Source organism: Lentzea aerocolonigenes, from assembly GCF_000955955.1.
In the GTDB taxonomy this organism is placed as follows: domain Bacteria; phylum Actinomycetota; class Actinomycetes; order Mycobacteriales; family Pseudonocardiaceae; genus Lentzea; species Lentzea aerocolonigenes_A.
The window spans coordinates 41,868-51,617 of the sequence record NZ_JYJG01000134.1 but is presented as its reverse complement, the minus strand read 5'-3'; the positions used below and the strand labels follow the sequence as shown (position 1 = coordinate 51,617).

At 67.6% G+C, this 9,750-nt stretch carries 10 protein-coding genes; 2 read left to right on the top strand and 8 right to left on the bottom strand.

Annotation, left to right across the window (positions count from 1 at the left end; genetic code table 11):
- Nucleotides 1–165: 165 nt before the first annotated feature.
- The 3 genes from dhaM to dhaK are packed head-to-tail and all read right to left on the bottom strand — an operon-like array spanning nucleotide 166 to nucleotide 2,475.
- Entirely contained in the window at nucleotides 166–858 is a 693-nt protein-coding gene (gene dhaM, locus UK23_RS20330) for a dihydroxyacetone kinase phosphoryl donor subunit DhaM (RefSeq protein ID WP_045313152.1), read from the bottom strand.
- Nucleotides 855–1,481, bottom strand: coding sequence for a dihydroxyacetone kinase subunit DhaL (gene dhaL / locus UK23_RS20325; protein WP_045313151.1), 627 nt, complete (start codon nucleotides 1,479–1,481; stop codon nucleotides 855–857). The genes dhaM and dhaL overlap by 4 nt, the downstream gene beginning before the upstream one ends.
- Nucleotide 1,482: 1 nt before the next feature.
- Nucleotides 1,483–2,475, bottom strand: coding sequence for a dihydroxyacetone kinase subunit DhaK (gene dhaK / locus UK23_RS20320; protein ID WP_045313150.1), 993 nt, complete (start codon nucleotides 2,473–2,475; stop codon nucleotides 1,483–1,485).
- Between the two features lie 143 nt (nucleotides 2,476–2,618).
- On the opposite strand from dhaK, the gene UK23_RS20315 reads away from it, so the two are divergent.
- Nucleotides 2,619–3,614 (top strand): ABC transporter substrate-binding protein, encoded by a 996-nt coding sequence (locus tag UK23_RS20315; protein ID WP_045313149.1) that lies wholly within the window; start codon nucleotides 2,619–2,621, stop codon nucleotides 3,612–3,614.
- Here the strand turns inward: UK23_RS20315 and UK23_RS20310 are convergent, their stop codons facing one another.
- From UK23_RS20310 to UK23_RS20295, 4 genes are all read right to left on the bottom strand, one after another.
- Entirely contained in the window at nucleotides 3,615–5,120 is a 1,506-nt protein-coding gene (locus UK23_RS20310; RefSeq protein ID WP_045313148.1) for an aldehyde dehydrogenase family protein, read from the bottom strand.
- Between the two features lie 76 nt (nucleotides 5,121–5,196).
- Nucleotides 5,197–6,210: a DUF3558 domain-containing protein gene (locus tag UK23_RS20305; RefSeq protein ID WP_156213250.1), complete on the bottom strand. Its 1,014-nt coding sequence runs from the start codon at nucleotides 6,208–6,210 to the stop codon at nucleotides 5,197–5,199.
- 234 nt (nucleotides 6,211–6,444) lie between these two features.
- Nucleotides 6,445–6,678 carry a hypothetical protein gene (locus tag UK23_RS20300; RefSeq protein WP_045313146.1) on the bottom strand — a complete coding sequence of 78 codons (234 nt, stop codon included), beginning with the start codon at nucleotides 6,676–6,678 and terminating at the stop codon, nucleotides 6,445–6,447.
- An 11-nt stretch (nucleotides 6,679–6,689) separates the two neighbouring features.
- On the bottom strand, nucleotides 6,690–8,381 hold the full coding sequence (locus UK23_RS20295) for a sodium:solute symporter family protein (RefSeq protein ID WP_045313145.1): 1,692 nt from the start codon (nucleotides 8,379–8,381) through the stop codon (nucleotides 6,690–6,692).
- Between the two features lie 169 nt (nucleotides 8,382–8,550).
- On the opposite strand from UK23_RS20295, the gene UK23_RS20290 reads away from it, so the two are divergent.
- Nucleotides 8,551–9,135, top strand: a complete 585-nt coding sequence (locus UK23_RS20290) for a hypothetical protein (RefSeq protein ID WP_156213249.1) — start codon at nucleotides 8,551–8,553, stop codon at nucleotides 9,133–9,135.
- On the opposite strand, the gene nucS is transcribed toward UK23_RS20290, so the two are convergent.
- On the bottom strand, nucleotides 9,087–9,746 hold the full coding sequence (gene nucS / locus UK23_RS20285) for an endonuclease NucS (protein WP_045313143.1): 660 nt from the start codon (nucleotides 9,744–9,746) through the stop codon (nucleotides 9,087–9,089). The genes UK23_RS20290 and nucS overlap by 49 nt on opposite strands.
- Nucleotides 9,747–9,750: the final 4 nt, after the last annotated feature.

Sequence of the window (9,750 nt, the reverse complement as noted above, 5' to 3'; positions counted from 1 at the left end):
AAGGCGACCACCCGCCCGGTCGCGGTTCGCACGCAACGGGACTCGCTCAACGCAACCCGACCACCAGCCCAAAGTCGCGATTCGCACGCAACAGAACCCGCCCAACCCAACCCGACCCCCCACCCGGCCGCGGACAGCAAGGTCACGACCAACGAACCAGACAGCTCAGTCGTCAAACCCCCTCTCCGCCAACTCCTCAATCCGCCGAACCGCCTCCCCAGCGTCCTTCCCAGTAGCCACCACAGTGATCGCCTCACCCCCAGGCGCACTGAGCCCCATCAACGCCAGCACACTCGCCGCGTTGGCCTCCCCTTCCCCGTACCGCACCACCACATCGGCATCGAGCTCAGCAACAGTCCGCGCGAGCAACGCAGCCGGCCGCGCATGCAACCCGACCTCATTGGTCAACAACACCTCAGCCGACACAGCCCCCTGCACCAAATGCAGTGCGGGCCGGGATGTGATCGCCGCGGGAGCTTCACCGGATGCTCCCTCCGCCGCAGCGGCCACCTCTGCCTGAGAGCCCCCACCTTGAGCCGCAACAGCCGCGGCAACGGCACCTTCCACGAGTGGCGCGTCCACAACGGTGTACCGAGAGGGCTCGTCAGCAGACTCCACCGCCATCTCAGCGGTCATCTTCGCGCTGCCCAAGTCGTAGAGGACCACCACGCCGGCACCGGAGTCGGCATCGGCCAGCGCCTCGACCACCGAGCCGTAGTCGGTACCGAGCGAGCCTTCCTCCGTACCGCCCACAGGTAGAACAGCAACGTCCGGGGCCATCTGGCCGGCGAGCTCGGCTACTCCGTTGGCGAGCATGTCGCTGTGGGACACGATGACCAGACCTATGCGCGCCGTCATGCCTTGGCCGCCGCATCAGCGAACGCTCGCAGCAGCAGGGCTGTCGAACGGGCACCTGGGTCGAGGTGGCCGGCGCTGCGCTCACCCAGGTAGGAAGCACGCCCCTTGCGCGCCACCATGGGCACCGTCGACTCCGCACCCTCGGCCGCCGCGTCGGCTGCGGCGGACAGCACCGCGGCCACGGAACCGTCCACGGATGCGGCCGCGGCGATGGCTGGGGTCAGGGCGTCGACCATGGTCTTGTCGCCGACCACGGCCTTGCCGCGCGCCACCACGCCGTCCAGAGCGGCTTGCAGGGCGCGGGCCACGGCGTCGCAGTCCAGCTCCTGAAGATCTCCGACCGCGGCTGAGGCCCGCAGGAAAGCCGTGCCGTACAACGGGCCCGCCGCACCGCCCACTGTGGAGATGAGCGTGGTGGCCACGAGCTTCAGAACCTTGCCGGGAGAGGTGGCTTCCTCACTGTCCAAACGGGACAACAACGCGGTGAAGCCGCGCCGCATGTTCTCGCCGTGATCAGCGTCCCCGATCGCCTGGTCCAGCCGCACCAGCTCATCGCGGTGCTCCTGGATCACCCCGGCCGCCAATCGCAACGCCGCGACCACGTCAGCAGCCGTGCACCCCACCTCAGACCCCCCACCGCAACGCGGGAGTGTGCACCGGCGCATCCCACAGCGAAACCATCTCGTCGTCCAGCTTCAGCAGCGTGAGACTCATGCCCTGCATCTCCAGACTGGTGATGAAAGGCCCGACGAGCCTGCGTTCCACCATGATCCCCCGATCAGCCAGCAACTGCTCCGCGATCCCGTGCGCCAAGTACAGCTCGATCAACGGCGTGCCGCCCATGCCGTTCGTGAACAGCAGCACCCGATCACCGGAGGAGAACGGCAGGTCCTCCAGAATCGGATCGAGCAACGCCGACACCATCTCGGAAGCCGTCCCGACCGGCACTCGCTGGCGACCCGGCTCGCCGTGGATGCCGATCCCGATCTCCATCTCGTCGTCGGCCAGTTCGAACGAAGGCGTGCCCACGTGCGGCACCGTGCACGCGGTCAGCGCAAGGCCCATCGACCGCACCGACGCGATCACCCGCTCGGCCAGAGCGACACAAGCGTCCAGCGAGTCGCCGCGGTCCGCCGCCGCGCCCACGATCTTTTCCAGCAGCACCGTGCCGCCGACCCCGCGCCGGCCGGCCGTGTAGAGCGAGTCCTGCACCGCCACGTCGTCGTCGATCACCACCGAGCGCACCTCGGAATCGGCGATTTCACCGGCCATCTCGAAGTTCATGACGTCGCCGGTGTAGTTCTTCACGATCAGCAACGCACCCGCGCCACCATCGGTCAGCGACACGGCCGAGGCGACCTGGTCCGGCGTCGGCGACGTGAAGACCGCGCCGGGACAGGCCGCGTCGAGCATCCCGCGCCCGACGAACCCGCCGTGCAGCGGTTCGTGGCCGGACCCGCCACCCGAGATGATCGCGACCTTGCCCTGCGCCGGGGCGTCCGCGCGCACCACGACAGCCGGGTCGTAGTGCACGGACAGCAGATCGGGATGGGCAGCCTGCATCCCCCGCAGCGCGTCCTGAACCACGGTTTCCGGATCATTGATGATCTTCTTCATCGAGAGCCCTCCCGATCGGCGGTGACCGTGTTCCTTCTTACTCCGGGGGTCTGACACTCGGAACGGGCAAAGGACCCCGGTACCGTTAGGCTGCCCTAATAAACGCTGGTCAACATCACTCCAGGTAGCGGAGGAACAACGTCGTGTCGAAGAGAGCAGCGCTGCTCGTCGCAGTCGCGCTAACCCTGACCGCCTGCGGCTCGAGCACGCCTGACAAGCCCACCGTCGCCCAGGGCGGCGAGGACTTCGGCAAGGCCTACGAGCTGAGCAACGGTTTCGGCACGCAGGCGAAGCCCGGCGAGTTCCCCCGCACGATCAAGCACGCGATGGGCGAGACCAAGCTCGAGAAGAAACCCGAACGAGTGATCGTGCTCGACACCGGCGAGCTCGACAACGTCGTCGCCCTCGGCATCAAGCCCGTCGGCATCGCGTACACGGACGGCTCGCCGACCATGCCGTCCTACATCGGCGACAAGGGCGGCACGCCGGAGAACGTCGGCACGACCAACAACCTCAACCTCGAGGCCATCACCAAGCTCAACCCGGACCTGATCCTCGGCAGCCAACTGCGTGCCGAGGCCCTCTACCCGAAGCTCTCGGCGATCGCCCCGACCGTCTTCTCCGTGCGCCCCGGCTACGTGTGGAAGGAGAACTTCCTCCTCAACGCCGCCGCGCTCGACCGCCAGGCCGACGCCGCGAAGATGCTCGAGGACTACACGAACAAGGCCACCGAGACCGGCAACGCCGTCGAGAAGAAGCTCGGCGTGCGCCCGACCGTCACCGCGCTGCGCTTCATGCCGGGCAAGATCCGCCTCTACGCCAAGAAGTCATTCATCGGCACGATCCTGACCGACGCCAAGATCGGCCAGCCGACCCCGTCCCAGGTCGACGACCTGGCCGCCGAGGTCAGCGCGGAGCAGATCGGCAAGGCCGACGGCGACTTCATCGTCTACTCCACCTACGGCGACCCGGCCAAGACCGCGCAGGCAGGCGTCCTCGGCGGCCCGCTGTGGAGCGGCCTGAACGCCGTGAAGGCGGGCAAGGCCAAGCCGGTGCTCGACGAGACCTACTTCCTCGGCCTCGGCGTGCTCGCCGCGAACGTCGTCCTCGACGACCTCAGGACCCAGCTCGGCGCCTGATCACCGACCGAAGAGGAGGCGGGCGAGCCGCAGCATCTGCTTGCCCGCCAACGAGGACCGGTCGAACGTGGTCATGTTGAGCAGAGCCTTGAAGCGCTGCTTCGTCACGGCCTTCGGGTAGGCGAACTCGCGCAGCCCGTCCTCGCCGTGGATGCGCCCGAACCCGGAGTCGCCCACGCCACCGAACGGCAGCCCGGGAATCGCCGCGTACGTCAGCACCGCGTTGACCGACACCATGCCGACCCGCAGCTCCCGCGCCAGTTCCTCGCCGCGTGAACGGGAGAACACGGCGGCGCCCAGCCCATACTTCGACTGGTTCGCCAGCCGCACGCCCTCCAGCGCGTTCGGCACGCGGTTGATCACCACGGTCGGCCCGAACGTCTCCTCGGTGATCGCGAGCGAGTCCTCCGGCACGTCCGTCAGCACGACCGGCTCGACGTACGGCGGCCTGATCGAGTCGGGACCACCCACCAGAGCCTTGCCACCGCGGTCCAGCGCGTCCTGCACGTGCTCGCGGATGATCTCCACCTGCGACGGCATCGTGATCGGCCCGAGGTTCGCGCTCGGCTCGCCACCCGGCTTGAGCTTGAGCGCCCGCTTCACGGCGATCTCGATGAACTCGTCGGCCACTTCCTCGGCCACGTACACGCGCTCGACGCCCGCACACGTCTGGCCCGCGTTGGACACCGCGCCCCACATCGCGGCCTCGGCAGCGGCCACCAGGTCGGCGTCGGTGTCGACGATCAGCGCGTCCTTGCCGCCACACTCGACCAGCACCGGCGTCAGCGTCGCGGCACACGCGGCCATGACCTTCTTGCCGGTCCGCGTGGAGCCCGTGAACGCCAGCTTGTCGACGCCGGACGTGCACAGCGCCGCGCCCGTCTCACCGAAGCCCGTCACGACCTGGAACACCGGGTACTCCGGCACGGCCTCGGAGAACGTCGACGCGAGGAACGTGCCCACACCAGGCGTGAACTCAGAAGGCTTGAACACCACGGCGTTGCCCGCAGCGAGCGCGTACGAGATCGAACCCATCGGCGTGTGCGCGGGGTAGTTCCAGGGCCCGATGACGCCGATGACGCCCAACGGCCGGTATTCCAGCGTCGCGCTGTGGTTGAACATCAGCATGCCCGAGGACACCCGGCGCTTGCCCAGCACACGGCCCGCATGGCGCGAGGCCCAGTGCAGGTGGTCCATGACCAGAGCGATCTCGACCCGCGAGTCGTCGGCGGGCTTGCCGGTCTCCGCGCTGATCAGCGCGACGAACTCGTCGGCGCGTTTCGACAGCACTCTGCGCCACGCGTCGAGCTTGGTCTTGCGCCCCTCGAATCCGAGGCCGGCCCACCACGCGGAGGCATCGCGTGCCGAGGACACCGCGTCCTCGACCTCGGCCGCCGTGTGGATCGGGTGATGCGCGACGACCTCGCCCGTGCGCGGGTCCAGTGAAGCGAACCGCCGCTGCTCGCCATCGGCCGACAGCGCGCTGTCCGAAGCGGTCTGCGTCATGAGCCCTCCCGGGTACTCGCCAGTAACCTCGACACTAACGCGTACTTGAAGAACTTTCAGCCCCCGCCTGGCCCCGTCAGGCGCTGGGCAGGGCTGGGAGCACTGCCTTGGCGAACGCCTGCGCCGCCTGGCAGCGGTCCGTCGTCTTCTCCTTCGACGCGCCCACCTGGAACTCCGCGATCTCGCCGGCGTCGCTGGAGTCCTTCGTGCGGACGACGACCAGCTCGCAGGTCGGGAACGGCCCGTCCTTGAGCACCTGGTACCCCTTCACGCCACCGAGGTCGACCTCGGCCGAGTCGCGGTCGAACTTGCCGTCCTTCGGGATGCGCGCCGTCTTGAACTCCAGCTCCATCGACGCGCCCTGCCCGGACCACGAGCACTGGTGCAGACCGAACGCGAGTGACCGCGGCGAGGCACCGACCACCGGCGCGAGCGTCGCCCTGTCCACGATCGCGCACGGGTCGACCTCGACCGGCGAACCCTTGAGCGGGGTGTACTTCTGCGGGTTGCCCTTGGCCTTGCGGACGGCACCCTCGAGCACCTTGCGCGAAGGCTCGCACGTGTCGGCCACCGCCTCGTTGCCACTGCCCGTGCTCACCTGGATCCGCAGGGCCTGACCTGGGTTCTCCTGCGTGACCGCGGTGACGAAGCACGACGACGTCAGCTTCTGCTCGCTGCTCTTGAGGCCGGCGAGCTGCTTGTTCGCGTTCTTCAGGTCGGTGGACGTCAACGTGTAGCCGACGTCGACGCTGATGTTGAGCGTCTTGCCGGCCTTGTCCTTCATGTAGTTCGAGCAGCGCGTGTAGTTGCTGCTCGTGTACCTCGACGGCGTGCCGACCGTCTGCAACACGTCCTTGTCGATCAACGCGCACGGGTTGACCAGCCGCATCCGCTCCGCCGCGAACGCCGGGTCGACCGGCTTGTTCGGCTGCGCGGACGGCTTGGTCGACGGGTCGGTCGAGCTCGCGTCCGCCCCCGCCTGCACGGTGCGGCGCGGCGAGTGGGTCTTGGCGAGACCGGGACCGGTCGCGCAGCCGGCCATCAGCAGAGCAGCGGCGGCGACCACGGCCGTGGCACGAAAACGGAGCACGACGTGCACGGTAGCGACCTTCTCGGACGTTCGTGGGCGGTACCCCGACTTCCCCCGTGGCACATGTCACCCAGCGCTACGGGAACGATTCAGAAGATCAACGCGCTGTACCTGGTGAAGACCCCGACAGAAGGAGAGACGTGGTTAACCGAATTCGCCGCGCATTCAACTGGCTCGACGCGTGGACGATCGAGGCCTTCAACCCTGTTTACCCAGGCCGTCCGCAGTCGTAGCTCACATTTCCTTGAGCGGCTCGCTCTTGTCCGCGAACTGAGGCCGCAGCGTCGCCCACACGGCGAACAACGCCGACAGCACCACCATGGCGATGCCGGCCCACAGGTTGATGTTGACCCCTTCGGCCTTCTTCAGGTCCGCGTCGGACGTGAACCCGACGCCTATGACGACCAGTACAACGCCGTACAGGCCGAAGAGGAAAGCGATGATCAGTCGCAGGTCGAACAGCCTCATGACGGCCTCCCTCAGCCGAAGACGATGTAGAGAACGGTCGTCAGCGCCAGCACTCCGCCGCCGAGCAGGGCGGGCGAGCGGTACCAGCCCGCGTCCTCGCCGGTGGTGGAGTGCGAGCGGTCTTCCTTGGGCGTCAGGCTGTAGACCAGCCCGACCAGCTCGCTGTCCGGCTTCGGCCGCGTGACGAGGCTGACCGCGACCGACACGACGACGTCCACCACGAACGCGAGACCCGCGCCGAGGAAGCTCGCGCCCTGACCGGGCAGCTCCAGCAGCTTGATGCCGAACGACGGCTCCGAGATCGCGTAGATGAACATCGCGGTGAACGTGCCCGCGAGCAGACCCACCCAACCGGCGGTGGGCGTCATGCGCTTCCAGAACATGCCGACGATGAACGTCGCGAACAGCGGCGCGTTGAAGAACGAGAAGAGCGCCTGGATGTAGTCCATGATGTTGGACCCGCCGAGCGCCGCCGCGATGAACGCCGTGCCGATCGCGAGCACACACGCACCGACCGTGGCCAGCCGTCCGACGCGCAGGTAGTACTCGTCCGGCCGGTCCTTCTTGATGTAGTCCTGCCACAGGTCGTACGTGAAGACCGTGTTGAACGAGCTGACGTTCGCCGCCACACCGGCCATGAAGCTCGCCAGCAGACCCGTGATCGCGATCCCGAGGATGCCGTTGGGCAGAAGGTCGCGCATCAGCAGTGGCAGCACGTTGTTGTAGACGACCCCACTGCTCGTGTCGCCGGACTTGAGCTGCGCCATCTCCGGCACGATCACCGCGGCGATGATGCCGGGGATGATGATGATCGCCGGGATGAGCGCCTTCGGGTACGAACCGATGATCGGCGTGCGCTTGGCCGCCGACATGGACTTCGCGCTCATCGCGCGCTGCACCTCGGCGAAGTTCGTGGTCCAGTAACCGAACGACAGCACGAAGCCGAGACCGAACACCAGGCCGATGACGCTCCACACGGGGTTCTGGATGCCGGTCAGCTCCGTCGCGGGCCACGCACTCAGCTGCTCCTGGTCGGTGACCTTCTCGACCAGCCCCTGCCAGCCGCCGACCTTGATCAGGCCGATGATCGTGAGCGGCGCGAGCGCGGCCACGATGACGAAGAACTGCAGAACCTCGTTGTAGATGGCCGCACTCAGACCGCCGAGCGTCGTGTACGCGAGCACCACCAGCGCCGCGACCACGATCGACACCGGCAGCGGCCAGCCGAGCAGTGCGTCGATGATCACCGCGAGCGCGAACAGGTTGATGCCCGCGATCAGGATCTGCGCGACGGCGAAGCTGATGGCGTTGACGAGGTGAGCCGGTTTGCCGAACCGCCGGCGCATGAACTCGGGAACGCTGCGCACCTTGGAGCCGTAGTAGAACGGCATCATCACGAGACCGAGGAACACCATCGCGGGGATGGCGCCGATCCAGTAGTAGTGCACGGTCGCCAGGCCGTACTGCGCGCCGTTGGCCGTCATGCCCATGAGCTCGAGCGCGCCGAGGTTCGCGGAGATGAACGCGAGCCCGGTGACCCACGCCGGCAGTGATCGCCCCGACAGCAGGAAGTCGAGGCTGGAGCTGACGGATCGTCGTGCCATCACGCCGATGCCGAGCACCACCACGAAGTAGATGACGAGCAACGCGTAGTCGATCGGTCCCGCGTCAAGCCGCAGGTCCGCTTCGGCCAGCACTCGCACGGCCCACCTCCCAGACTTCCACAAAGTCGAACATGAACGACCAGGAGAGGACACTACTCCAGGTGCGCGGGGTCTTACCCCGTGTGCGTGATCACGAAACCACGACCTGAGTTGGGGCGCTCATCAGAAATGGGATGCGGCGGGCATCGGGGGTGCCGACACTGGCCCGGTGACTGATCACCGGCAGACGATCTGGCTGTGCCCCTTGTGCCGTGGGGCGGTCATCGGCCCTGGCGACAACGCCGATGTCTGCAACACCTGCCAGTCGCGACCGGACTGGGAAGCGCTCCCACAGGCCGTCCGGGACGAGGTCGGCGCGATGATCGACGCGACCAGCCCGATCCGGGCCGGCTACCTGCTGGCGGAGCTCGCCGGGGGGCGACTTCCCACCATGGAGTACATGAAACTGGCCTCCTACGGCAGCAGAGCGCTGAAGAGGACCTGCTCCTGCGCGGAAGCCGACTACGGGCACGCGAGCTGGACGTGCCCGTCCTGCGACCGGCCGCTCCTGGGCTGCGACCACAACCAGGGCGAGATCTGCGAACCCTGTGGCCGGGGGCCGGGCTGGGAAGCGCTGCCCCGGGCGGTGCGGAACGAGGTCGGCGCGTTGGCCGACGCGGGCGCCGTGTGTCTTGCGATCGAACGGCTGCGGGAACTCGACCACAGCCGGCTCGACTCGTGGGACTACACGCTCATGGTGGCCTATCAGAACAGGCGGAACTCGTCCGGCTCGATGCCGCGCAACGCGTCGTAGTCCAGCACCACACACCGGATCCCGCGGTCCTCGGCGAGCACTCGTGCCTGCGGCTTGATCTGCTGCGCCGCGAACACACCCTGCACCGGCGCGAGCAACGGGTCGCGGTTCAGCAGCTCCAGGTACCGGGTGAGCTGCTCCACGCCGTCAATCTCGCCCCGCCGCTTGATCTCCACGGCGACCGAGACGCCCGAGGAGTCGCGGCACATCAGGTCCACCGGGCCGATGGCGGTCGGGAACTCGCGGCGCACCAACGTCCAGCCGTCGCCCAGCGTCGTGACGTGCTCGGCGAGGAGCTTCTGCAGGTCGGCTTCGACGCCGTCCTTCTGCAGTCCGGGTTCCGGGCCCAGCTCGTGCTTGGAGTCGTGCATGACCTCTTCGAGGGTGATGATCAGCTTCTCCCCCGCCTTGTTCTGCACCGTCCAGATGTCCGGGTCCTCGATCAGCCAGCAGGGCGGGCTCATCCAGTTCAACGGCTTGAAGGCACGGTCGTCGGAGTGGATCGACACCGAGCCGTCGGCCTTGATCAGCAGGAGTCGCTGAGCCATCGGCAGATGGGCGGTGAGTCGGCCTACGTAGTCGACCTGGCAGCGAGCGATGACGAGACGCACCGCG

Coding starts and splice junctions, on each gene's coding strand:
- dhaM (WP_045313152.1), bottom strand. CDS start 858: ATGACGGCGCGCATAGGTCTGGTCATCGTGTCCCACAGCGACATGCTC.
- dhaK (WP_045313150.1), bottom strand. CDS start 2,475: ATGAAGAAGATCATCAATGATCCGGAAACCGTGGTTCAGGACGCGCTG.
- UK23_RS20310 (WP_045313148.1), bottom strand. CDS start 5,120: ATGACGCAGACCGCTTCGGACAGCGCGCTGTCGGCCGATGGCGAGCAG.
- UK23_RS20300 (WP_045313146.1), bottom strand. CDS start 6,678: ATGAGGCTGTTCGACCTGCGACTGATCATCGCTTTCCTCTTCGGCCTG.